General features: G+C 50.1%; 25 protein-coding genes. 13 read left to right on the top strand and 12 right to left on the bottom strand.

Annotated features, from left to right (window positions below; all coding sequences use genetic code 11):
- Positions 1 to 379: 379 nt before the first annotated feature.
- Complete coding sequence (gene htpG, locus IKW96_RS01995; RefSeq protein ID WP_296569709.1) at positions 380 to 2,281, top strand: molecular chaperone HtpG; 1,902 nt, start codon at positions 380 to 382, stop codon at positions 2,279 to 2,281.
- Positions 2,282 to 2,391: 110 nt separating this feature from the next.
- Here the strand turns inward: htpG and IKW96_RS01990 are convergent, their stop codons facing one another.
- The 12 genes from IKW96_RS01990 to IKW96_RS01935 form a co-directional block, all read right to left on the bottom strand.
- Positions 2,392 to 2,787 (bottom strand): metal-dependent transcriptional regulator, encoded by a 396-nt coding sequence (locus IKW96_RS01990; RefSeq protein ID WP_296569708.1) that lies wholly within the window; start codon positions 2,785 to 2,787, stop codon positions 2,392 to 2,394.
- Between the two features lie 28 nt (positions 2,788 to 2,815).
- Complete coding sequence (gene pgsA / locus IKW96_RS01985; RefSeq protein ID WP_296569705.1) at positions 2,816 to 3,400, bottom strand: CDP-diacylglycerol--glycerol-3-phosphate 3-phosphatidyltransferase; 585 nt, start codon at positions 3,398 to 3,400, stop codon at positions 2,816 to 2,818.
- Positions 3,397 to 4,728: a 30S ribosomal protein S12 methylthiotransferase RimO gene (gene rimO / locus IKW96_RS01980; protein ID WP_296569702.1), complete on the bottom strand. Its 1,332-nt coding sequence runs from the start codon at positions 4,726 to 4,728 to the stop codon at positions 3,397 to 3,399. Before rimO ends, pgsA begins: the two co-directional genes overlap by 4 nt.
- 1 nt (position 4,729) lies before the next feature.
- Positions 4,730 to 5,371, bottom strand: a complete 642-nt coding sequence (locus tag IKW96_RS01975) for a RecX family transcriptional regulator (RefSeq protein WP_296569700.1) — start codon at positions 5,369 to 5,371, stop codon at positions 4,730 to 4,732.
- The gene (gene recA, locus IKW96_RS01970) at positions 5,371 to 6,552 is read right to left on the bottom strand and encodes a recombinase RecA (RefSeq protein ID WP_296569698.1); all 1,182 of its coding nucleotides are present in this window, start codon (positions 6,550 to 6,552) and stop codon (positions 5,371 to 5,373) included. The genes IKW96_RS01975 and recA overlap by 1 nt, the downstream gene beginning before the upstream one ends.
- Before the next feature lie 127 nt (positions 6,553 to 6,679).
- Positions 6,680 to 7,300 (bottom strand): metallophosphoesterase, encoded by a 621-nt coding sequence (locus IKW96_RS01965; RefSeq protein ID WP_296569696.1) that lies wholly within the window; start codon positions 7,298 to 7,300, stop codon positions 6,680 to 6,682.
- Between the two features lie 101 nt (positions 7,301 to 7,401).
- Positions 7,402 to 8,262 (bottom strand): peptide chain release factor N(5)-glutamine methyltransferase, encoded by an 861-nt coding sequence (gene prmC / locus IKW96_RS01960; protein ID WP_296569694.1) that lies wholly within the window; start codon positions 8,260 to 8,262, stop codon positions 7,402 to 7,404.
- Entirely contained in the window at positions 8,256 to 9,266 is a 1,011-nt protein-coding gene (locus IKW96_RS01955) for a DUF1385 domain-containing protein (RefSeq protein WP_296569692.1), read from the bottom strand. Before IKW96_RS01955 ends, prmC begins: the two co-directional genes overlap by 7 nt.
- Positions 9,267 to 9,302: 36 nt before the next feature.
- Positions 9,303 to 10,706 (bottom strand): HAMP domain-containing sensor histidine kinase, encoded by a 1,404-nt coding sequence (locus IKW96_RS01950; RefSeq protein WP_296569691.1) that lies wholly within the window; start codon positions 10,704 to 10,706, stop codon positions 9,303 to 9,305.
- Positions 10,706 to 11,407 carry a response regulator transcription factor gene (locus IKW96_RS01945; protein ID WP_296569690.1) on the bottom strand — a complete coding sequence of 234 codons (702 nt, stop codon included), beginning with the start codon at positions 11,405 to 11,407 and terminating at the stop codon, positions 10,706 to 10,708. The genes IKW96_RS01950 and IKW96_RS01945 overlap by 1 nt, the downstream gene beginning before the upstream one ends.
- 62 nt (positions 11,408 to 11,469) lie before the next feature.
- The gene (locus IKW96_RS01940) at positions 11,470 to 12,789 is read right to left on the bottom strand and encodes a hypothetical protein (protein ID WP_296569689.1); all 1,320 of its coding nucleotides are present in this window, start codon (positions 12,787 to 12,789) and stop codon (positions 11,470 to 11,472) included.
- 11 nt (positions 12,790 to 12,800) lie between these two features.
- Positions 12,801 to 14,159 (bottom strand): citrate synthase, encoded by a 1,359-nt coding sequence (locus tag IKW96_RS01935; protein ID WP_296569688.1) that lies wholly within the window; start codon positions 14,157 to 14,159, stop codon positions 12,801 to 12,803.
- A gap of 147 nt (positions 14,160 to 14,306) precedes the next feature.
- Here IKW96_RS01935 and spoIID point away from each other — a divergent pair, with 147 nt between their 5' ends.
- The 12 genes from spoIID (at position 14,307) to atpE (IKW96_RS01875) (ending at position 24,530) form a co-directional block, all read left to right on the top strand.
- Positions 14,307 to 15,326 (top strand): stage II sporulation protein D, encoded by a 1,020-nt coding sequence (spoIID, locus tag IKW96_RS01930; RefSeq protein ID WP_296569687.1) that lies wholly within the window; start codon positions 14,307 to 14,309, stop codon positions 15,324 to 15,326.
- Between the two features lie 197 nt (positions 15,327 to 15,523).
- Positions 15,524 to 16,909 carry a sugar transferase gene (locus IKW96_RS01925; RefSeq protein WP_296569685.1) on the top strand — a complete coding sequence of 462 codons (1,386 nt, stop codon included), beginning with the start codon at positions 15,524 to 15,526 and terminating at the stop codon, positions 16,907 to 16,909.
- Positions 16,906 to 17,970, top strand: a complete 1,065-nt coding sequence (locus tag IKW96_RS01920) for a mannose-1-phosphate guanylyltransferase (RefSeq protein ID WP_296569683.1) — start codon at positions 16,906 to 16,908, stop codon at positions 17,968 to 17,970. The genes IKW96_RS01925 and IKW96_RS01920 overlap by 4 nt, the downstream gene beginning before the upstream one ends.
- 38 nt (positions 17,971 to 18,008) lie before the next feature.
- On the top strand, positions 18,009 to 19,046 hold the full coding sequence (gene gmd, locus IKW96_RS01915; protein ID WP_296569681.1) for a GDP-mannose 4,6-dehydratase: 1,038 nt from the start codon (positions 18,009 to 18,011) through the stop codon (positions 19,044 to 19,046).
- 27 nt (positions 19,047 to 19,073) lie between these two features.
- Positions 19,074 to 19,337: a hypothetical protein gene (locus IKW96_RS01910; RefSeq protein WP_296569679.1), complete on the top strand. Its 264-nt coding sequence runs from the start codon at positions 19,074 to 19,076 to the stop codon at positions 19,335 to 19,337.
- A gap of 27 nt (positions 19,338 to 19,364) precedes the next feature.
- Positions 19,365 to 20,513 carry a glycosyltransferase family 1 protein gene (locus IKW96_RS01905; protein WP_296569677.1) on the top strand — a complete coding sequence of 383 codons (1,149 nt, stop codon included), beginning with the start codon at positions 19,365 to 19,367 and terminating at the stop codon, positions 20,511 to 20,513.
- The gene (locus IKW96_RS01900; RefSeq protein ID WP_296569675.1) at positions 20,510 to 21,631 is read left to right on the top strand and encodes a glycosyltransferase; all 1,122 of its coding nucleotides are present in this window, start codon (positions 20,510 to 20,512) and stop codon (positions 21,629 to 21,631) included. Before IKW96_RS01905 ends, IKW96_RS01900 begins: the two co-directional genes overlap by 4 nt.
- Positions 21,632 to 21,659: 28 nt before the next feature.
- A complete protein-coding gene (locus tag IKW96_RS01895) occupies positions 21,660 to 22,601 on the top strand; it encodes a GDP-mannose 4,6-dehydratase (RefSeq protein WP_296569673.1) in 942 nt (313 codons plus the stop codon).
- A gap of 52 nt (positions 22,602 to 22,653) precedes the next feature.
- Entirely contained in the window at positions 22,654 to 22,989 is a 336-nt protein-coding gene (locus tag IKW96_RS01890) for a hypothetical protein (RefSeq protein WP_296569670.1), read from the top strand.
- A 342-nt stretch (positions 22,990 to 23,331) separates the two neighbouring features.
- Complete coding sequence (locus IKW96_RS01885) at positions 23,332 to 24,045, top strand: F0F1 ATP synthase subunit A (protein WP_296569668.1); 714 nt, start codon at positions 23,332 to 23,334, stop codon at positions 24,043 to 24,045.
- 2 nt (positions 24,046 to 24,047) lie between these two features.
- Complete coding sequence (gene atpE / locus IKW96_RS01880; RefSeq protein WP_295085431.1) at positions 24,048 to 24,275, top strand: ATP synthase F0 subunit C; 228 nt, start codon at positions 24,048 to 24,050, stop codon at positions 24,273 to 24,275.
- 27 nt (positions 24,276 to 24,302) lie between these two features.
- Positions 24,303 to 24,530, top strand: a complete 228-nt coding sequence (atpE, locus tag IKW96_RS01875) for an ATP synthase F0 subunit C (RefSeq protein WP_072948036.1) — start codon at positions 24,303 to 24,305, stop codon at positions 24,528 to 24,530.
- Positions 24,531 to 24,548: the final 18 nt, after the last annotated feature.

Raw genomic sequence — 24,548 nt, 5'->3', positions numbered from 1 at the left:
GGCGCAGATGCACGTTTCCACTCCGTTTTGTACTCATCATATCCTTAACGCGGACGAAACGCCGGCAGATACACACGCTTATGCGCTTCCCTGCCGAAGCTGACAGCCGCACTTCACTTTTCCCGGCCATGTGCTCGCACCAACCGCACACTCTCTGAAAGTCCGCAGAAAAGCTACTCTGACTGCTACGCCTTTCTTAGTTCTTAGTTCTTAAACTATTATATACTAAAGGAATGGTATTTGTCAAGATTAATCAGGAACAAATATGAACAAATTGTAAACATTTTCTTCTGCCCTTGACTTTACACATGTAAAAGGTATATACTTGTTTTAGCACTCTATGAGATAGAGTGCTAATTTCACTATGGAGATGTTTTAAATGGAAACCAAACAGTTCAAAGCAGAATCCAAAAGACTGCTGGATATGATGATCCACTCGATCTATACTCATAAGGAGATCTTCCTCCGTGAGCTTATCTCCAATGCAAGCGACGCTATAGATAAGCTGTACTTCAAATCACTCACCGACGACAAGGTCGGTCTCAATAAAGACGACTTCGCAATATGGATATCCGCCGACAAGGACAGCCGTACACTGAAAATCACCGATAACGGTATCGGCATGACAGAAGAGGAGCTCGAAAACAACCTCGGTACTATCGCAAACAGCGGCTCATTCAAGTTCAAGAACGAGAACAAGCTGGAAGAGGACAACCAGATAATCGGACAGTTCGGCGTAGGCTTCTACTCTGCATTCATGGTAGCCAAGAAAGTTACCGTAATATCAAAGGCTTACGGCAGCGACAAGGCTTATCAGTGGGAGTCCGAGGGCGTTGACGGCTACACCATAACCGAAGCCGACAAGAAGAGCGCAGGCACCGAGATAATCCTCGAAATGCTTGACGACACCGAGGACGAGAACTACGGCGAGTTCCTCGACCAGTACAGGATAAAGTCACTTATCAGCAAGTATTCCGACTATATCCGCTTCCCTATCAAGATGGAAGTATCCCACAGCCGTCCAAAGGAGCAGACCGAGGAGGAAAAGGAGAAGAACTTCCCTGTTGAGTATGAGGACTACATCGAAGTCGAGACTCTCAACAGCATGACTCCCCTCTGGAAGAAGAACAAGAATGAGCTCAAGGAAGAGGACTACAAGCATTTCTACACAGAAAAGTTCTACGATTACAATGCTCCTCTGAAGTATTCGCATATCAGCAACGAAATGCCTGCATACAATGCGCTGCTCTATATACCGTCAAAAGCTCCCTTTGACTACTACTCAAAGGAGTACGAAAAGGGCTTGCAGCTCTACTCAAACGGCGTACTCATAATGGACAAGTGTGCAGACCTTCTCCCCGATTATTTCAGCTTCGTAAAGGGTCTTGTCGACAGCGAGGATCTTTCACTGAACATCTCCCGTGAGATGCTCCAGCACGACAGACAGCTCAAGGCTATCGCAAAGAGCATTGAAAAGACTGTCAGCAACGAGCTGAAAAAAATGCTCAAAAACGAGCGTGAAAAGTATGAGGAGTTCTGGAAAGCCTTCGGTTTACAGCTCAAATACGGTATTTACAGCGACTTCGGCATGAACAAGGAAAAATTACAGGATCTTCTCCTGTTCACTTCCTCAAACGAGCAGAAGCTCGTAACTCTTGACGAATACGTAACAGGTATGCGCGAAGATCAGAAGTACATCTACTACGCAACAGGCGAGAGCGCAGCCCGTATCGAGCAGCTCCCGCAGACAGAGCTTGTAAAGGACAACGGCTTCGAGATACTTTATCTCACAGATAATATCGACGAGTTTGCTATAAAGTCTCTGATGAAGTACAAGGAAAAGGAGTTCAAATCCGTATCCTCAGACGATCTGGGACTCGATTCACCCGAAAAGAAGGAAGAAATAAAGGCAAAGGAAGAGGAAAGCGCCGACCTTCTCAAGGAGCTTCAGGAAGCTCTGAACGGCAAGGTAACAAAGGTAGCCATCTCGCAGAGGCTCAAATCCCACCCTGTATGCCTTACCAGCGAGGGCGAGATATCACTCGAAATGGAAAAGGTGCTCAACTCCATGCCTACAGACCAGAAGGTACACGCACAGCGCGTACTCGAGATCAATCCCGACCACGCTATATTCGGCAAGCTGAAAGCTCTCAGTGAGGGCGGAGACAAGGAAAAGCTGGGCAAGTACGCACAGCTCCTCTACGATCAGGCGCTCCTTATCGAGGGCATGAGCATAGAGAATCCCGTTGAATTCTCTAACCTTATCTGTGAACTTATGTAAACTGTACCATTAGTTTAAAAGGACGCCCAACGGGCGTCCTTTTTGCATTATACGGAACAAAAAAGGGCGGCAGAGCCGCCCTGCTGATCACTGTTCACTTACAACTGATTTCACTGCCCACTCGTCTGCTTCTTGCTGAGAGTGCGCCTGATAAGCGTTTTCACGCGCTCGCTGGTATCCTGCGGAAACTCCGTGATGAACTTTATCGCCTGCTCGTGAGCCTCCTCGCGGGGCAGCTTCAGGAACCTGTGGAAGAACGTATACACCTCGTCAAACGAGGAAAAAAGTCTCTCCACGGTCTCCTCACCCTCGGGAGTGAGCACCACGCTGTTGCAGAAGTCCTCATATACCAGTCCGCAGTTTGCGAGACATCTGAGCATTTTGCTGACGCTGGGTCTTGAAACGCCAAGATGACGGGATATGCTGACGCAGCGGACGCATTCCTCTTTTTCTGATAATTCCTTTATAGCCGCAAGGTATTTTACCTGACCTGCACAGTGTTTCATTTTATTCTCCTTTCAAAGAGACCGGTGCTTACTTGTCCGAGTCGATAAGGTTCCAGTAGCCCTTGAGGTAAACGACTCCGGAAATAACGGTAAGAACCGCAGATATCCATATAAGCACGGGGATAAGTACATTATCCACAGCGTTTCTGAACTCCAGCGGGAAACCAATTTCAAAATCAAAGCAGAGACTGAGCCAGAAGAGTATAGCCACGATAGCTATCATGGTAAAGGCAGTTTTCAGCTTGCCCCATATTCCTGCGGCAACGACTATGCCGCTGTTTGCGGCAAGAAGTCTCAGACCCGATACCATAAATTCTCTTGCGGTAATGATTATGAACGGAATAGCGCTCATATTCACCTCTCTGAACTCAACAAATACTGCAAGGGCAGCGATAACGAGCACCTTATCTGCCAACGGATCGAGGAATTTGCCGAAATTGGTCACAAGATTTCTCGATCTTGCGATCTTTCCGTCAAGAGCATCGGTTATAGAAGCAATTCCGAAGATGACCAGCGCTATTGCAAAGTGAAATGGTAAGTTTAAATACATGAATAAAAGGAAGAACGGAATAAGAAAGACTCTGAGAAGAGTCAGCTTATTTGGCAGGTTCATTGGCCTATCACCTCTCCTATAAGATCATAATCAAGCGTATCGGTGATCCTGATCTGAACATGATCGCCGACCGCAAGGGGCTTTGCGGAGGTAAAGAATACCTTTCCGTCTATATCGGGGGCGTCGAGCTGTGTTCTGCCGAACCAGCACTCACCGAACTTGTCGAAGCCCTCAACGACCGCTTCAAGCTCTGCACCCATGAGCTTTTCGTTGTTTTCGCAGCTTATGAGCATCTGCTGCTCCATGATTATATCTGCGCGGTGAGCCGCTGTCTCCTCGTCTATCTGGTCGGGGAAGTCATAAGCCTTTGTGCCCTCCTCACGGGAATAGGCAAAACAGCCCAGCCTGTCGAAACGTACTCTCTTCACAAACTCGGCAAGCTCCTCGAACTGCTCCTCGGTCTCTCCCGGGAAACCTGTAATAAGAGTTGTCCTGAGTATTATATTCGGCACCTTCTCACGGATATGCCTGAACAGCGCCTCCAGCTTTTCCGTATCGCCCCAGCGGTTCATACGCGAAAGTATTTCGCCGTTACAGTGCTGTATAGGTATCTCCAGGTACTTCACCAGCTTGTCCTCACGGGCGATAACGTCAAGAAGCTCGTCAGTTATGCGCTCGGGATAGCAGTAAAGTGTACGTATCCATCGGAGGCCGTCTATCCTGCAAAGCTTTGTGAGAAGCTCCGCAAGCTTAGGCTCGCCGTAGAGGTCCTTTCCGTAGAGAGCCGTATCCTGCGCGATGACAACAAGCTCGGTAACGCCGTTTTCCGCAAGGAACCTTGCCTCTTCAATGAGCTTTTCCATAGGAACGCTCCTGAACTTTCCCCTTATCATGGGAATAGCGCAGTAGGTACAGCAATTCGAGCAGCCCTCCGCCACTTTCAGGTAAGTAAAGAAAGGCAGGGTTGACAATATTCTTTCGCCGCAGAGCTCCGCGTCGAGCTTCGGCGCAAAACGCACCACTCTTTCATCAGCAAGGACATGGTCGAGTATATCCACAATATCCTTTGTATCGCCTATGCCGACAACGGCGTCGGCCTCGGGGAACTGCTCAGCAGCCTCCTCCTTGTATCTTTCCACAAGACAGCCTGTGATTATTATCTTTCTGAGACTGCCCTCCTCCTTGAGCTTTCCCAGCTCGAGGATAGTTTCAATAGCTTCTTCCTTAGCAGCCTTTATGAAGCCGCAGGTATTGACTACCGCAACGTCTGCAAGACCGGGCTCTGTGACCAGCTTGTAGCCGTGCTTTCTGAGCTTGTAAAGCATACGCTCAGAGTCAACAAGATTTTTCGAGCAGCCAAGGGACACCATGCCCACCTTGATCGCCATATCAGTTTTCCTCCTCAAGGTCCTCCGCGCAGTCAAAATACTCCTTAACGGCTTTGTTTATCTCAGTAAAGCCGTAGCCGTACCGAACAAGTGCGCTTTTGACCTTTTCTATCGTTTTTCTGTCCTCACGGTCTGTAAGATAACGGGAATACTTTGCTCTGAGGAGCTCCGAAAGGTTCTCCCCGAAGGTATCGCCGTAAGCTTCGAGGGCGTCCACAGCGATGAACTCGCTAAGCCCCTTCTGCATGAGCTCTCTCTTGCAGCGGCGATAGCCGAAGCGCTTTATTTCCACGAGCTTACGCGCCATACGCTCCGCATAGCGCACATCGTCTATAAAGCCGTGCTCCGTGAGCCTTTTCATTACCGCCGTGCAAAGCGGTTCGCTCTTGTAGTTGCCTATGAGCTTCTCAAACATTTCTGAATAGGTATAGTCCCTGTAATCCAGCAGATAGAGCGCTCTCTGATAGGCTCTGCGAAAGTTGGAAGCATATACTATTTTCCGCAGCGTATCGCGGTCTGTCTCCATGCCTGCCCGTATGCCGAAATCCGTGATGATATCCGCATGGAGATAGAGCTTTCGCCCGTCGTCGAGCTCCGCCTCATAGGTCGAGCCCTTGTATCGCGTAACAGATGTTATCTTCATTATTCTTCGGCAGGAGTGAACTCCTCAAAGTTATCGTCAAAGCTTGCGAGAACGTCCTCCCCGGAAGCTCCTCTCTCCTGAGCGCCGTCCTCACCCTCGGGAACAGCCTTTTCCGCAGGCTTGCTCTTCTTCGGAGCCGCATTTGCCAACTCATCCTTATGAGCGAGTATCTGCTCCTCTATCTCCTTCATGAGCTTTTCGTCGTTCTGGAGCAGTTCCTTGACGTTATCGCGTCCCTGTCCCAGCTTCTGATCCTTGTAGCTGAACCACGAGCCGCCCTTCTTTATGATATCGAGGTCAACGGCAAGGTCGAGAACTTCTCCTGTACGTGAGATACCGCTGCCGTACATAAGGTCGAACTGACACTCCTTGAACGGCGGAGCTACCTTGTTCTTGACTATCTTGCACTTTGTGGTCGCACCGATGATATCGGTGCCCGACTTGATGACCTCGCCCTTTCTTACGTCGATACGCACCGACGCATAGAACTTGAGGGCGCGTCCGCCGGGGGTAGTCTCGGGATTTCCGTACATAACGCCAATCTTTTCGCGTATCTGATTGATGAATATTGCAACGCAGTTGGACTTGGATATAGCCGCTGTGAGCTTTCTCATAGCCTGAGACATGAGTCTTGCCAGCTGTCCAACATGGAGATCGCCCATTTCGCCGTCGATCTCGGCACGGGTGGTCATAGCGGCGATAGAGTCAAGTACGATAACGTCGATAGCGCCCGAGCGGATAAGAGCCTCCGCGATCTCGAGAGCCTGTTCGCCGCTGTCAGGCTGTGAAACGAGAAGATTTTCGATATTTACGCCGAGAGCCTGTGCATAAACCGGATCGAGAGCGTGCTCGACGTCGATGAATGCGGCTTCTCCGCCTGCCTTCTGAGCCTGTGCGACTATGGACAGCGCAACCGTGGTCTTACCCGAGCTCTCGGGACCGTATATCTCAACGATACGTCCTCTCGGCACGCCGCCTATACCCAGCGCCATATCGAGGGTCATGGAGCCTGTGGGGATAGCGTCAACATTAAGTGTCTTTGTCTGACCGAGACGCATAACAGCGCCTGCGCCGTACTTCTTTTCTATCTGCTTGAGAGCTCCGTCGAGAGCGGCTTTCTTGTCCTCCACAGCGGTAACTCTGACGACTGTCGGCTTTTTAGCAAGTTCCTTCTTTGCCATTGGTATTTCCTCCGTATATATTATAGTATATTAAGCTTTAATGTACCTGAAAATCTATTGTTTTTTCTTAAAAATGAAAAGTTGAAAGTTATGGTATCGCCTGATCGGTATGAGCGGAGCGAACACATCAACTCTGAACTGAATCAAGGCTGAAGCGCTCAAAATCCACTGAATCCCCGTTTACTTCGATGAGAAGCCATGAAGCTCCCTCCAGACCCGAAGCCGAAACAGAAACTACATTTCCCTTTACGAAATTCTCATGACAATGACCGACCACAGCCAGGTCGTATCCCTTTACGTATCCGCTTTCGCAGGCCTTGTCGAACTCGCCGTTTTTCAGGCTTGACAGCGGTAAAAACGGGTACGGCTTTTCGATACCGAGGAACAGGAAATGCGAAAAATGCAGCTTATGTCCATGACTTTCGATCTCAAAGAACAGCGGCATCTTCCTGATGAACTCCATCTGTTCGGCTGTAAGTCTTTTTCTCACACCGTCGTAATACTCCCTGAGATGTTCCACATCGGGATCCACATCGACTCCGTGTTCCGCATAAAGCTCGCAGTTGCCCTTTAAACAGACTATATCGCTTGATTTCAGCAGCTCAAGGCACTCAGATTCTTCATTGCCGCGCTGAAAAATATCCCCTAAAAACACCGTTTTGTCGGGAGCCTGCGCTTTTATCCGTTCAAGGACTGCTTTCAATGCTCTGAGGTTTCCGTGAATGTCAGAGAATACCGCTATCTTCATGGATCATCCTTTCTTTCAGCTCAACGAATGACTGAATAATTTGCTCTTGTAGGGGCTGTCTTTGGCAGTCCGTTAAGGGACGCCGACCCCTAAAAATATGGCTAAAGGCTAAGGGCTTTAACAGCGGCTGCCGTTCTTATGATACCGCCGCCGTCACGTTTCAGTTCCACATTGCCGAAGCCGTTCCTTTCGAGTATCGCCTTTACGGCGTCATGCTGTCCGAGACCGAACTCATAGGCGATAAAACCGCCTGACTTCACAGAGCTTTTCCACAGCTCTGTAACGGCTCTGTAGAAATCGAGACCGTCCTCGCCGCCGAAAAGTGCGGACTCAGGCTCGTATCTGACCTCCGTCATGAGCTCGCTCATGTCCTGTGCCGTGAGATAAGGAGGATTGCTCACAAGTACATCGAGACCCGTTATCTGACGGGCAGTCTCACTTTTCAGCACATCTCCGCTGATTATCCTTATATCACCGCAGCCGTTGAGCTCCGTGTTCTGTCTTAGGTAATAAAGCGCCTTTTCCGACAGCTCCACAGCGTAAACCTCCGCCTGTGGGAGCTCCTTTTTCAGGGCTACGGCTATACAGCCGCTGCCGCTGCAAAGGTCGGCAATCTTCGGCGCTGTGAGACCTTCCCTGCGGCAGATGTCAAGCACCTGTTCCACAAGGGTCTCCGTATCGGGACGGGGTATGAGCACACCCTCGCCTATTCTGAAATTGCAGCCCCAGAACTCCCACTGTCCCAGCAGATACTGCAGGGGATATCCCTCGGAACGGCGCTTTGCAAGGGAGAGTATCTCCGCCGCCTTCCCGTCGGGAACGGGCTCTTTCGGAGCGAACATGGGGAACTTCTCCCCCAGCATATCCTGAAAGATACAAGTCGTGTCAAAATCTGCAGACTCCTCGTCGCGCAGTGCGATAAGACCGCGGCACTGAGCAAAAAGCTCGCCTCGGGTCACCACTTGTCCTCCTCCTTGTCAGAGGGGATACATGGGGTCATAGCAGCAATTGCTATCTCTATCATGCTGTCGTCGGGCTCGCGTGTGGTTATGCGCTGCATGGCAAGTCCGGGAGCAGAAAGTATGCGTGTGAAGAGGTTGTCGTTATTGCCTGCAAGGCGTATGCACTCGTAGGAGATGCCGACAACGAGGGGCAGGAGCACCAGTGAAGCCACGATACGCTGCCAGGTCACCGTGAAGGGCACGAAGCACATCACGAATATGCTGACTATGAGCACTATGAATATGAAGCTCGTACCGCAGCGCTTGTGGAAGCGGCTCTGCTTGCGGATATTCTCCACAGTAAGCGGGAGCTCAGCCTCATGGCAGGCAATGGTCTTGTGCTCTGCGCCGTGATACATGAACTGCCTGCGGATATCCTTCATCAGGCTTGTAAGGTACATATATACAACGAAAAGGGTTATCTTCACCAGTCCCTCCAGGAGAGAGCGCAGGAAGCGGTGTTCCTTGACAGAGGGGATAAGTCCGACTATCCACTTCGGGAGCATTACGAAAAGACCGATAGCCATGACTACGCCGAAAAGTATACCGAGATACATGAATATGTCGTAGCCCGAGCCCTCCTTTTCCTTTTCCTTTTTCTTTTCTTCCCCGGGAGCTGCCGTGCTGTCAGCAGCAGCGGCTCCGGACTTTTCGTCCTTATTCTTCTTGTCCTTTTCTTCTTCCTCGTCCTCGGGCATCTGCTTTTCCGCAGACTTCATCATGTACTTATAGCCCTTGACAAGTGATATGACAAAGTTCGTACAGCCTCTCACCAGCGGCACTTTCCTGTACCACGGAGCGCTTTTGCCGTTGTTTTCGTCCCATGTTTCCAGGTCTACGGTACCGTCGGGAAGACGGCACGCCATTGCGCCCTTATTGGGTCCCAGCATCATTATGCCCTCGATAAGAGCCTGACCGCCTATCTTTGACTTGAATTTTTCCTGTGTATTATTGCTTTTTCCCATGTTTTCACCTTTTTTGGATCAATTATCGTATCTGTCCTATTGCTTTACAGCAGGGAGAGTAATGATAACGGTCGTACCCTTTCCCTCGCCCTCGCTGGTTATGTCCATAGTACCGCCGTGCATACTGATTATCTCGTCCGCAACGGCAAGACCTATTCCCGAACCTCTGCGTGTATGATTTGCCTTGTAGAACTTGGTCTTTACCTTCGCAAGGTCGGATTTCTTTATGCCGCAGCCCGTATCGGCTACGCTTATGATGACGTTTCCGCCCTTTTCATAAGCTATTATGGTAACAGTATCCCCTGCCGAGGAATACTTTATGGCGTTGTCTATAACATTTATGAACACCTGGCGTATGCGGTTCTTGTCGCCGAATACGAAGGGGAGCATCTCGGGCTCGCTGTAGATTATCTCCTTGTCCTCGCGTCTTGCCTTGTCGCTGTATATGAGCACAGCGTCGCCGAGCTCCGCAAGAACGTCCATATTTGCGTTCTGCAGGGTAAAATGACCGTTCTGCATACGCGAGAAGTCAAGGAGCTCCTCGACCATCTGCGAAAGTCGCTCTGTCTCGTTGACTATTACTCCTACGCCCTTCTTCATGGTGTCGGGACTTCCTCCCCCGTCTATCATAAGGGTCTCAGCCCAGCCCTTTATGGCGGTGAGAGGAGTTCTCAGCTCATGAGAAACCGAGGATATGAACTCATTCTTCATAGCCTCCGTGGCGGAGAGCTCGTCAGCCATATTGTTAATGGCAGTACAGAGGTCGCCTATCTCATCGTCGCTGTCGTTGTCGATACGTGTCGAGAAGTCGCCCATTGCGAATTTACGGGCGATACCGCTTATCTGCTGTATCGGTCTTACGATAGAGCCTGCGAAGTACAGACCGGTAGCTATTATGATAAAGATTATCACAACGCATACCACCGAAGCCGCAAGAGCGTAATTCTTGATAGTCTCGTCTATCGCCGTCAGTGACGTCACCATTCTTACCGCGCTGTACTCGCTGCTCATGGAGCTTATGGGAACAGATACCGCAAGTATCTTTTCGCCGCCTCTGAGCTTGTAAACGTGGTCTCCCTCGCTCTTTTCGAGAGCTTCATCGTAATCGGGCATGGGGTCGTCCGCGTCGGGAGAAAATCCCGATGAGGTAAGCACGACTCTGCCCTTTGAATTTATCGCCATAAGCTCTATTTTGTCCTTCTCGTTGAAGGTCTCCAGCATTTTTCTCATCTCAGCCGAAAAGTTGGAGGAGCTGTCCTGCGAATGCATACTCAGCACGCTCGTAACGGCATTGAGCTTCGATACGAGGTACTGCTTTGCAGAGTTATAGAAATAATTCTGTATCGCGTAGATTATTGCCATATCTATGACAAGCAGCGCAAGCACAACAACGCCTAAGTTGTTGACTATCCAGCGCCTGGTGATACTCTTTTTAGCCATTACTGAACATCATTCCATTTATAGCCGTAGCCCCATATGGTAATGATGTACCTGGGGTTTGAAGGCTCTTCCTCTATTTTCATACGTATACGCCTGATATTTACGTCTACTATCTTGTCGTCGCCGTAATAGCTCTCGCCCCAGATATGGTTGAGGATGCTTGCACGGTCGAGGGCAGTGTTCTTGTTGTTCATGAAGAATTCGAGTATCTGATACTCTACCTGTGTGAGCTCAATCGGCTCGCCGTTCTTGGTGACTGTGCGGCTCTTGAGGTTTAGCACGAAAGGACCGCTCTCTATTACGGACTGCTTCTCGTTCTTTATTGAGCTCATGCACACACGCCTGTATATGGCGTCAACACGGGCAGTAAGCTCGGAGGGCGAAAAGGGCTTTGTTATATAGTCGTCGGCGCCTATCATAAGACCGCTAACCTTATCCATTTCCTGAGTCCTTGCAGTGAGCATGATTATGCCTATAGTAGAGCTTTTTTCGCGTATCTTCTTGCATACCGTGAAGCCGTCTATTCCCGGCATCATTATATCCAGCAGAACGACCTCGAACCTGCCGTGCTCCGCCTCAAAGGTCTTGAGAGCGTCCTCGCCGCAGTTGACATCGACTACCTCGTAGCCTGCGCGCTTGAGGTTTATGACAACAAATTCGCGGATAGTATCCTCGTCCTCGCATATAAGTATACGTTTCATATAGAGTATCACTCCTTTGTGTTTGGATATGTGTTATTTCTCAGCAGTAAAGCTGTGTATCGTCAGTCTCTCACCTTGAAGCATACAGCGGCTTCGCCCTGTGTTATGGAAAGCCCGTCGCCCTCGGTGTCAGGATTGTCTGGGATAAGTGCAAGGTACGCCGAATCGCCCTTTGTACGCATGAGCATATATCCTCCCGATATCCTGTCCTCGCGTGAGGGAACGTCCTCCGCGCAGAATATCTTGAGGAGCTCGCGCCCCATATTCCCGTCCTTGTATTTGCAGAAAACTATCTCGTCATTGACGGTATCGCGCTTTACAGTAACATTTCCCACCCATTTTTCGGGGAATATGAAAATATAGCCGTCATTGAGGCTGTAATATGAGGTATAGCGCTTTTTCAGCTTCATGCCGTTATCCAGCTTTTTCCACTCGGTAAGCTTGAGCTGTTCGCCCTCCACTGCCGTTTCATAGCCGGGAGCTGTTATCTGTACGGGGATTTCAAGGCTTCCGTCCGAATCAACGTCGAAGGAGCCGCAGCCCGCAGGTCTTTCAGTACCCTCCGTCTCCTCGGGGTCGTCAAAAGCCGCCGCAAGGGTCTTGCCGTTCATATACAGCACGTCCGAGCGGATAGAGCCTGTTCCCGAGGCTTCGTCGATGTACATTCCGAGGCTTCCGTTGGGGAGCTTTCCGTAGCTTATGTCAAACTCGCTGATATTGTCGCCCAGTTCCAGCTTTGACCTGTGGTACATACCGTTCCTGTCGAGCTTATACGACTCTGCAAGGGCAGGGTCGCCGTTTGAAGCCTTTGTGAACTTCAGGAGCTCATATTCGCTGTCAGCGTCAACGTCCTTTACGTCCATGAACGAATACGGCAGCGAGAACTCGGTCTCCTGCAGCTTTCCGTCGGAATAGATATATATGGTTACATTCTTCTCGGAGCGGTTTATGATACTCGTTCCGACAATGAGGTTCATGCGGTTATTCGAGCCGAGCTTCGATATCATGACCTCTTCTATCTCGCTGCCCACAGCCGCGAGGTCGTGGACCGACGTCCACCTGTCCTCCTTCATGTCGAGGACGTTTATACGCAGGGCGTTCTCATCGGGAGCATGGTTATTCCTCTCATAGAAAACGAGAGCCTCGTCGCCGCCGTCGCCGTCGATATCCTCGATGATGAAAGCCGACAGGTATTTGCCGGATTTCGGGTATTTAAGGCTTATCGCCGTACCCTCTGCCAGCGTCAGGGCGTCGTATATCTGTTCCTGCTCTGCACTGAGCTTCGGCGGAGCCATCAGAGTATCTATACTCGCGCCAAAGGTGCAGCCCGTAAGTGCAGCCCCCGTAAAGAGGGCTGCTGCGATAAATGACATTATCTTCATAGATCAGAGATTCATTCGCGCTCCGAGAGCTTTATGTATTCCTTTTCCTTTGCGATAGCCTTGTATGCAGGACGGATTATCCTTCCGCCAGTGAGTATCTCCTCCATACGATGTGCAGCCCAGCCTGCCATACGTGCGATAGCGAACAGCGGAGTGAACAGTTCGTCGGGGATACCGAGCATTCTGTAAACAAGTCCCGAATACATATCGACATTTGCGCACATCACCTTTGTGCTGCCCTTCATTTCCCTGAACACTTCGGGAGTAAGGCGCTCGATAGTCTCGAGAAGGCGGAACTCCGCCTCAATCTCCTTGCCCTTTGCGAGCTCGAAAGCTTTCTTCTTGAGTATCATCGCACGGGGATCGGAGATAGTGTATACAGCGTGGCCCATACCGTAGATAAGACCCGAATGGTCGTTTGTCTCCTTGAGTATGGTCTTTCGCAGATAATCAGCGACTTCGCCCTCGTCCTCCCAGTTCCTGATGTTCGCCTTGAAGTTGTCGAGCATATTGATGACCTGGAGATTGGCGCCGCCGTGACGGGGTCCCTTGAGGGAGCATATAGCCGATGAATAAGCGGAATACGGGTCTGTACCCGAAGATGTGAGGACGCGGCAGGTGAATGTGGAGTTGTTACCGCCGCCGTGCTCAGCCTGTAACATCAGGAGACGGTCGAGCATCTGCGCCTCTTCCTTTGTGTATTTTCTGTCGGGACGGAGCAGTGAAAGTATGCACTGAGCCGTGTTTTCCTCATAGTTTATGGGGTGCATTATCATGCTCTGATTGTCGAATACCCTGCGCTTTACCTGATAAGCGTTAGCCATGATGACAGGCATTTTTGCGATAAGGCTCACCGCAGTACGCATCTCGTTTTCGAGTCCCTTGTTCTCGCACTCGTCATCGTAGGAATACAGCGCCAGCACGGAACGTGCCAGCTTGTTCATGATATTCTTCGACGGAGCCTTGAGTATCATATCCTCAACGAAACCGTTGGGGAGGTCTCTCTTGACGGATATATAGGAGCTGAAAGTCTTGAGCTCCTTTTCGTTCGGCAGATGACCGAAGAGCAGAAGGAAAGCTGTTTCCTCATAGCCGAAGCGGTCGTCCTTTTCAACGTTCTCAACGAGGTCGTTGACATTATAGCCTCTGTATATGAGCTGTCCGGGTATAGGTTCTCTTTCTCCCTCGTTCATAACATAGCCGTGAACGTTGCATATATTTGTGATACCAGCCATTACGCCTGTACCGTCGCTGTTGCGGAGTCCTCTCTTGACATGATATTTTTCATAAAGCTTTGGATCTATAGCGGAATTATCAGCAAGCTTGCTGCATAAATCTGTAATATTGGCGCCCGAAATAAATGACGGCATCCTGATCACTCTCCTAAAACATATTCATTATTAATTATACACCATTTCTTATTTAATGTCAAACATTATTTCTTATCAGAGCTAAGAGCTGAGAACCGGGAACTAGGTTCCCAGCCATAAAAAATAAAAAAGACAAGGAGTAACGCTATGAAAAAACACGCCGCAGCAGTTCTGCTGCTCATTCTTTCCGTTGTGATGATACCCGCGGTACCTGCCTGTATATCGGGAAAGACCGACAGCTCCGCCGAAGACGCGGAACAGACCGAAGAATACACCACCGCCCCCGAAAAAGCGGACAAACAGCCCGTCTTTTCAGCCGAGCCCTACAAGGTCCTCGACATCGTAAGCGGAAAAGTCCTGGAAGTTCCTGTCCGCGATTACGTAATCGGAGCTGTCTGCGCGGAAATGCCTGCGAATTTCGGCATAGAAGCCCTGAAAGCACAGGCAGTCGCCGCCCACACCTACGCAGAACGCCGCCGAATAAGCGCGGAGAGCTCCCCCGACGGAGAGCTGAAAGGAGCTGATTTCTCCAACGACACTTCAAAATACCAGGGCTATTTCACAAAAGAACGCGCAAAGGAGTGCTTCGGGGAGAGATTCGAGGAGAACTACGCCAAGATATCGGCGGCTGTGGACGATGTGCTCCCCTACATAATCACCTATGAGAACGCGCCTATCATTGCTGCTTTCCACTCCATGTCAGGGGGCTATACGGAAAGCGCCGAGAACGTCTGGGGAGCTCCCGTGGACTACCTTGTGGAGGTGGACAGCCGCTCGGACATGACGGCTCCACATTTCCGCGAAAAGACTGCCTTTTCCCGTGAGGAGCTGAAGGCCGCCCTTGAAGCCGCTTTCCCCGATGTAAAGCTGGGCGGCGATATGAAAGAATGGCTGAAGGTGCTGACCGTTTCCGACTCGGGAACAGTACTGACCGCCGCTGTCGGCGATATGACCGTATCGGGCGGCGATATACGGGACGCCCTCGGGCTGCGCTCTGCAAGCTTCGAGGTCAGCGTCTGCGGCAATGAAGCCGAAATAACCACCAAAGGCTTCGGACACGGCGTAGGTATGAGCCAGTACGGAGCAAACGCCATGGCTGCCGATGGAAAGAGCTGGCGCGAGATACTCGGGCATTACTACCCGAACTGTATCATATCAGGGAACTGACAGGAGTTCCGACGATTTCCTTTTTTGTGCAAAGCGCAATAATTGGTTTCCATTTTTTGCCTAATATGTCAATTGATATTGACATAGCTCTTACGATTTGTTATAATTACTTTGTGTCGTTATTTGCGGCACGGCAAAAGAAAAAGAAAAAAATACAAATCAGAAGGAGACGATCCGTCTCGGCAACGGAAAAGGATATGAATAAAAATAAAGACCTGTATAAAAGATTTGTTACCTTTATCTCAAGCGTTCTGCTGCTCGCAATGATAACAGGGCTTTTCGCCTTTGTATGGTACAAGAATTACAGCGAACAGATAGTACTTCCCTACTACAGACGAGGAAACTGGGTGCTCATCGCTATCTACTGCCTGATAGTATGGCTCTTTTTCAGAGCCTACGGCGGTCTCAAGCTGGGCTACCTGAAAAAGACCGATATGTTCTACGCTCAGATGATATCCATGCTGTGCGTGAATACGGTATCCTACTTCCTGATAAGTCTTATCGGCAGACATTTCATGCCTGCCATGCCCATAGTTATCATGTCCTGCATAGATCTTGGCATACTGGCACTGTGGACGCTGCTCACGGGAAAGCTGTACTTCATGATCTATCCGCCGCGAAAGCTGGTCATCATCTACGGAAGCCACCGTGCGGCGTCACTGGTCCTGAAAATGAGCCAGCGCGTGGACAAATATATGATTTGCGAGTCTATCAGCATAAACGAGCCTGCCGAAAAGGTAAAGGAGCTCATAATGAAGTATGAGGGCGCTATAGTCTGCGATATTCCCGCGGAACAGCGCAACGACTTCCTCAAATTCTGCTTTGCACACTCAAAGCGCGCTTACATAGCGCCTAAGATATCGGACATTATAATAAGAGGCGCAGACGATATACGTCTGTTCGATACGCCTCTAATGCTCTGCCGGAACTACGGCCTCGACTTCGAGCAGCAGCTCATAAAGCGCACATTCGACATACTTTTCTCAGTAATAGCGCTTATCCCTGCCGCTCCATTCATGCTCATATCTGCCATCGCGGTAAAGCTCTACGACAGAGGCCCCGTGCTTTACAAGCAGAAGCGCCTTACCCTCAATGGCAGGGAGTTCTACGTGTACAAGTTCCGCAGCATGATAGTTGACGCTGAAAAGGACGGCAAGCCCCGTCTTGCCACCGAAGAGGACGACCGCATAACTCCCGTCGGAAAGATACTGAGGAAATTCCGTGTGGACGAGTTCCCCCAGCTTTTCAACATACTGAAGGGCGATATGTCCGTGGTAGGTCCCCGTCCGGAACGCCCGGAGCTCACCAGGGAGTACGAGGAGGAAATGCCCGAGTTCGGATTCCGCCTTAAAGTCAAGGCAGGTCTCACGGGCTATGCACAGGTAACGGGAGCTTACGATACCACTCCTTACGACAAGCTGAAAATGGATCTTATGTATATCGAGAATTACTCTATACGCCTTGATCTTCAGATAATACTCATGACATTAAAGACTATGTTCTTCCCGCCAAAGAATAATGCTGAAACAACAGAAGCACTTATCATGCCGAAGAACACCGAAAGGAAGGAAAACACAAAATGAAGATAACAGCAGTCATCATGGCAGGCGGCAGAGGTGAACGTTTCTGGCCGAAGAGCAGAAACAACAACCCGAAGCAGTTCCTCTCCCTCACCAAGGACGGAGAGACCATGATACAGAAGACCGTAAAGCGTCTGCGCCCTCTCGTTGAATCCGGGGACATCTACGTTGTCACAAACGCAGCGTATAAGGAGCTCGTATTCGATCAGCTCCCCGATATACCGAAGGAGAACGTGCTCCTCGAGCCCTGTGCAAGGAATACGGCTCCCTGTATCGCATTTGCAGCAGCTGTGATAAACAGGAAATACGAGGACGCTATAATGCTCGTACTTCCCTCGGATCACCTCATCGGCTATGAGGATATTTACATCAACACCCTTAAAAAGGCTATCAAGGCTGCCGAGAGCGGCAAGCGCCTTGTTACTATAGGCATTACCCCCGAGTATCCCGAAACAGGCTACGGCTACATCAATTTCGGCGCTGCAAAGGAGGACGTTTACGCAGTTGAGCGCTTCGTTGAGAAGCCCGACCTCCCTACTGCAAAGGAGTACCTCGCTTCGGGCAAGTACCTCTGGAACAGCGGTATGTTCGTATGGAAGATATCTTCCGTAATGCTCAATATCAAGACCTTCATGCCCGATATCTATGACGGAGCCGTCCGCATAGGACAGGCTTTCGGAACTCCTGAGTTCAATGAAGTCCTTGTCAGGGAGTTCACCGCTTTCAGGAGCGAATCCATAGACTTCGGCATCATGGAAAAGGCAAAGCACATCTATACTATCCCCGGCAGCTTCGGCTGGGACGACGTGGGAAGCTGGCTCGCCGTTGAGCGCATAAACGAGACCGACGACGACAAGAACTTCATCGACGGCGACGTTGTGACAGTTGACACAAAGCGCACCACTATCTGCGGCGGCAAGCGCCTTATCGCCGCTATCGGCACAAGAGACATCATCATCGTCGATACCGACGATGTGCTCCTCGTTTGCTCGAAGAACAACACTCAGGACGTTAAAAAAGTCATCGCGCAGCTCAAGGAACAGAACAGGAACGAGTTCGTCTGATCTGCCGGCGAAATGCAATAAAAAAGGAGAAGAAACTAATGAAGAACGCACTTATCACAGGAATCACAGGTCAGGACGGCTCATATCTTGCAGAGCTCCTGCTCGAAAAGGGTTATAACGTTTACGGTATCTGGAGAAGAAAGGCTACTGCCGATTACGGCAATATCGCTCATCTCAAGGACAAGGTAACTCTCATCTACGCTGATATGACAGACCCTATCTCTCTCATTTCGGCTATGAAGATATCACAGGCTGACGAGGTATACAACCTTGCTGCCCAGTCATTCGTTGCTACAAGCTGGGATACTCCCCTCGGCACAGCCGACATCGACGCTATCGGCGTTACGAATATGCTGGAGGCTATCCGCACAGTTAAGCCCGAGGCACGCTTCTATCAGGCTTCCACATCAGAGATGTTCGGACTTGTACAGGAGATACCTCAGAAGGAGACAACTCCTTTCTATCCGAGAAGCCCTTACGGAGTTGCAAAGCTCTACGGTCACTGGATAACAAAGAACTACCGCGAGAGCTACAACCTCTTCGCCTGCTCGGGAATACTCTTCAACCACGAGTCTGAGCGCCGCGGAATCGAGTTCGTTACACGTAAGATAACAGACGCAGTCGCACGTATCAAGCTGGGCGTACAGGAGTACGTAGAGCTCGGAAATATGGACTCAAAGCGTGACTGGGGACACTCAAAGGACTATGTAAAGGCTATGTGGCTCATGCTCCAGCAGGACAAGCCCGACGACTATGTAATAGCTACCAACGAGACAAGAACTGTCCGCGAATTCGTTGAGACTGCTTTCGGCCACGTCGGCATCGACATCGAGTGGAAGGGCTCAGGCGTTGACGAGATCGGAATCAACAAGGAAAACGGCAGGACTATCGTCAAGGTAAACAAGAAGTTCTTCCGCCCCGCAGAGGTTGATATACTCCTCGGAGACCCCTCAAAGGCTGAAAAGGCTCTCGGCTGGAAGCGCGAGATTGACTTCTCTCAGCTCGTTGAGCGCATGGTAAAGAACGACCTTGCTCTCGTTGAAAAGGAAATAAAGGTCAAGGAAGTAATCGGCTGATATAAAAGCTTATACAGGGGAAAAACTATGGGCTTTGAAGTACTCAGATCCAAAAAAGGCGGATATGTAAAGAACGACGTAATTATGAAACTGGACGCACTCAATGCGCTCATTTTAGCTCTGGAAAACGGTATGCCGCGGGAACAGGCTTATGCGGAACTAAAAAAGACAGAGCAGATCGTATTGCGTAAGGAAAAGGGCGGTCTCTTCGGTGCATCAGGATTTGACACCGGGGACACCGACGCTTATATAGCAGACCTTACCGCAAAAATAGAAGATCTTATACGCTAAAAGAACATCAAAGGTGGAGAAGTTGATTTGAGGATAACATTCGACGCTGTACCCATATGCAGCGAAAAAATGACGGGCATAGGCTGGTGCGAGCTGGGACAGACTCAGACTCTCGCGGAGCTTTTTCCCGAAAACAGCTATGAATACAGCTTTTTCACAAGCGGTGACAAGGAGCGCGTAAAGCGTGTGAAGAAATTCGCAGGCAAACGCATAAAGCTCAATACTTCGGGATTTTCGGGGTTTGCATACCGTGCAGTCAGCACCTTCCTGCCCGTTCCCTATTCATTTTTCTTCGGCAGGAAGTCCGATATCACCCACTTTTTCAACTACATCGTTCCGCCCTTTGTCCACGGAAAAAAGGTCGTGACCGTACACGATATGGTCTACAAGTCCTTTCCCGGCACGGTACGCGGAAGAACGAAATATATGCTCGATATGGGTCTGAAACGCTCGATGAAGCGTGCGGACCTTATCGTTACCGATTCGGAATTTTCAAAAAAAGAGATAATCAGATACTTTCCGCAGCATGAAAGCAGGATCCGCGTCGTTCCCTGCGGAGTCGATACGGAACGCTTTCACCCCTGCACCGAGCCCGAAAGGATACCCGAGGTGAAGAAGTCGCTGGAAATAGAGGGAGATTACTTCCTCTACGTGGGTACTATCGAGCCGCGAAAGAACCTGGAACGCCTTATCACGGCATACGCCGCCTTTTTCAAGAAAGTCGGCGAGGGCTCTCCGAAGCTTGTGCTTGCAGGCGGAAAGGGCTGGCTCGACCAGGGAATATACAGCCGCGTTGAAAAGCTCGGCATGACAGAAAATATCATCTTCACAAAATACGTACCGTCCGAGGACATGAATCCCCTCATGTGCGGTGCGCTGGCGTTCGTTTTCCCGTCCCTTTACGAGGGCTTCGGTATGCCGCCTCTCGAGGCTATGGCCTGCGGAGTTCCCGTACTTGCTTCGGGCGAGGCTTCACTCCCCGAGGTAACGGGCGACTGCGCCGTGATATGCGACGCTTATGATACCAAGAGCATAGCCGCGGGTATGTACAGACTCTACAGCAGCGAGGAGCTCCGCAGAGAACTGAGCCGGAAGGGACTTCAGCGCGCACAGGGCTTCACATGGAAACGCTCGGCGGAAATGCTCATGGACGTGTACAGGGAGCTTGCAAAATGAAGAAAAAGCTTAACATACTTGAAGTAAACAAGGCTTATTTTCCGCATATCGGCGGTATCGAGACCCTCATACGGCAGTATTCCGAGGAGCTCGGCAGGCTTGACGGCGTAAGCGTAAAAACTCTCGTCTGCCGCGACGGACGGGGCAGGACTATCCGCGAGAAGATATGCGGAGTCGACATAACCCGTGCAGGAAGCTTCGGCACGTATTTCAAATGTCCGATATCCGTTTCTTTCTTCGCTTATATGCGGAAAATGGCTAAAAAAGCCGACGTAGTCCACATACACGTACCATTCCCCCTTGCCGACGCAGCTCTCATGCTCTCGGGCTTCAAGGGAAAAGTTGTAGTTTCGTGGCACAGCGATATCGTCAGACAGAAGAAGCTCATGCTCTTCTACAAGCCTTTCATGCGCTATCTGCTGAAAAGAGCGGACGTTATCCTCACAGCTACGGAGGGACACGTGAAGCACTCCCTCTATCTCCCAGAATACAGGAGCAAATGCAGGGTTCTGCCCTACGGGATAGTCCAGGAGGACTACCTATCCGTGAAGCGCGTACCCTTCCTGACGGAAAAGGCTTCCGACAAAAGCAGCGTGAAAGTATTCTTCACAGGCAGGCTCGTCTACTATAAAGGAGTCGAAGTCCTGCTGAAAGCCTTTGAATCCGTGAAAGGCTGCGAACTTTTCATCGCAGGCACGGGAGATCTTGGCGACAAGCTCAGACACTTCGTTTCTGCGCGGAATATGGGGAACAAAGTCCATTTTCTCGGATTTCTCCCCGATGAACAGCTGAAACAGGCATACGCCGACTGCGATATATTCGTGCTGCCGTCGGTAGCGACCAGCGAAGCCTTCGGCATTGTGCAGCTTGAAGCCATGATATACGGCAAGCCCGTAATAAACACGGCTCTCAGATCGGGAGTCCCCTACGTAAGTCTCAACGGCAAAACGGGCATCACCGTTCCGCCCTCAGACCCGAAAGCTCTCGCAAAGGCGATAAACACCCTTGCAGAGAACAGGGAGCTCCGCGAGAAATACGGAAAAGCTGCCGCCGAAAGAGTGCAGAGCAGCTTCAATGAGAAGAATATACTGAAACAGCTTTACGATATACTGAAATAGAACGATTTTTGCAATGGAGGGCAGCCCCTTGAAAGCATTGATAATTGGTGCGGCAGGCTTTGTGGGCGGATACCTTATCCGCGAGCTCAGCTCCGCAGGCTGGGAAGTTCACGCGACCTGTCTGCCGAACGAAGAAATAAAAGAGGAATGTCATATCCACAGGCTGGATATCATGAAAAAGGACGATATAGCGCAGATACTCGCTGAAACTGTCCCCGATGTGGTCTATCATCTTGCCGCTCAGAGCTCCGTGTCGGTCTCATGGAAACGGCCGCAGCTCACAGCGGAAATAAACATCGTTGGAACTATAAACGTCCTCGAAGCCCTGCGTAAAGCCGAAAAACAGGACACAAGAGTGCTCCTCATAGGCTCGGGCGAGGAATACGGCTATATCCGCGAGGGAGCCTGTCCGCTTTCCGAGTCGGAGCCCCTCAATCCCGGCAATATCTACGCCGCAACCAAAGCCTGTCAGGGAATGATAGGCGAAATATATGCCCGTGCCTACAAAATGGACATCGTAATGGTGCGCGCTTTCAACCATTCGGGCCCCCGTCAGAGCGAGATATTCGTTATTTCCGACTTCTGCAAGCAGATAGCGGAGATAGAAAAGGGCTTACGCGAGCCCGTCATCAGCGTGGGGAATCTCTCCGCAAAGCGCGATTTCACCGACGTCCGCGACGTTGTCAGAGCCTACAGGCTCCTCGGTGAAAAGGGCAGGAGCGGAACAGTATACAATATCGGCAGAGGAAAGGCTGTGGCAATAAGCTTCATACTGGAAACGGCGCTTTCTATGGCGAAGAAGTCCATAGAAGTAAGGCAGGATCCAAGCCGCATGAGAGCCTCTGATATCCCCATAATAGAGCCCGACGTTTCGCGTATCCTGGCAGATACGGGCTGGAGTGCCGGTATAAGCATGGAACAGACCATTGAGGATACCCTTGACTACTGGAGAGAAATGCTCATGGCTTAGTGCTTGTCACAGGGAAACGGCTGAAAAGCCCAAAAGATAAGGAGTGAACAGAATGTCTGATATGAAGCTGACCAAAGACAGAATGCTTACATTCAGCGGACATGAAAAGATAAGTACCCTTAAAGCAGGTGAAAAGCTCACGGAATTCGGCGATAAGCAGAACAACGCCAACGAGCTCCTCGCCGCAAATATAAACGACCTCATCAAAAGAGTCTGCGCCCTCGAGGACCAGCAGCTGAAAACCGCAGAGGTCATGCGCCGCATTGCCGACGAGCTCAATGCGTTCAAAAAGGAGCTCGACCGTATACGCCTTGCGGAAAAACTCAACTCCGGCGCTATTGAACGCCTCGACCGCGCTATAAAACTCTCGGAAGGCGACGGTAAATGACCATGATCCCCGTATGGGGCTTTATATGTAACTATTGAGGGAAACCCTTTGGAAAGGGGGGCGGAGAAGAACCTTTCCTCAGAAAGGTTTGCCCCGATAAATGCATATAAGCTCCCATATGAGCATTATGATTATTATTTTAATGTGAATTTTTTCTCAAAGTCTTGACAATGACCCTTTTTTGTTATATTATATATAAGTGGACACGATATTCCCGCAGCTTGAAAAAGTCCGTCGGACGCGTATCTGTACATTATCAGGACTCAATCAACGGAGATTTGTGTAATTGCAGTCTCCGTTTTATTATTTTGGCGCATTGCCTTACTGAAAGAAGGTGTTATCATGGCAGAAGAGCTGATGGAACAGCTGGACAATCACACCGCCTTTACGATACCTGTATTCGGCGGTATCCCCGTTCCCGATTCATGTGTGGTAACTTGGATAATAATCGCAGTGCTCGTACTGCTTTCCATAATACTTACAAGAAAGCTGAAAAAAGTGCCTACAGGCTCTCAGTGTATACTCGAAGCCTTCATGGACTTCCTTGACAACTTCTTTACGGGGATACTCGGACCAAAGGGAAAGAAGTACGTACCGATACTCGAGACCTTCATTATTTACATAGGCTTTGCGAATATCATCGGCGTATTCGGATTCGTTCCGCCCACAAAGGATATAAACGTGACGGCTGCCCTTGCAGGAATGGCTATCATACTCGTGCAGGCGTCGTTCATAATCGAAAAGGGACCCGTAAAATGGCTTAAAAGCTTCCTGAACCCCATAAACCTGCTTGACCTTGTCACGAGACCGCTGTCGCTGTGTATGCGACTTTTCGGTAACGTTCTCGGAGCTTTCGTCGTTATGGAGCTCATAAAGCATCTCATACCGGGAGGAGTCCCCGTTATCGCAAGCGGATATTTCGATCTTTTTGACGGACTGCTCCAGGCATATGTATTTGCGTTCCTCACCTCGCTGTATATGGCAGAGGCTCTTGAGGAAGAAGAAAAACACGAAAAAAAAGCTAAAAAAAGAGTACAGCTTCACGGAGGTAAATAAATATGGGAATCATCGCATTGGGCGCTGCTGTTGCCGTTCTTACAGGCGCAGGCGCAGGCATAGGTATCGGCTTGGCTACAGCTAAAGCAACAGAATCAATAGCAAAGCAGCCCGAAGCCAAAGGCGATATAAGAACCGCGCTCCTGCTGGGCTGTGCCCTTGCAGAGGCTACCGCTATCTACGGCTTCGTTATAGCGCTTCTTATAATCCTTTCACTCGGAAACAAATAATGATATTACATCTGGAGGTATATTAAAATGGGAATCATCGCATTAGGCGCTGCTGTTGCCGTTCTTACAGGCGCAGGCGCAGGTATCGGTATAGGTCTGGCTACAGCCAAGGCTACAGAGTCAATCGCAAGACAGCCCGAAGCTAAGGGCGACATAAGAACCGCGCTCCTGCTGGGCTGTGCCCTTGCAGAGGCTACCGCTATCTACGGCTTCGTTATAGCGCTCCTTATTATCCTTTCACTCGGCAGCAAATGATCCACTGCAAATCCACAT

This window comes from Ruminococcus sp., from assembly GCF_017549005.1.
Lineage (GTDB): Bacteria > Bacillota > Clostridia > Oscillospirales > Ruminococcaceae > Ruminococcus.
This window is presented reverse-complemented; position numbering and strand designations above follow the sequence as displayed.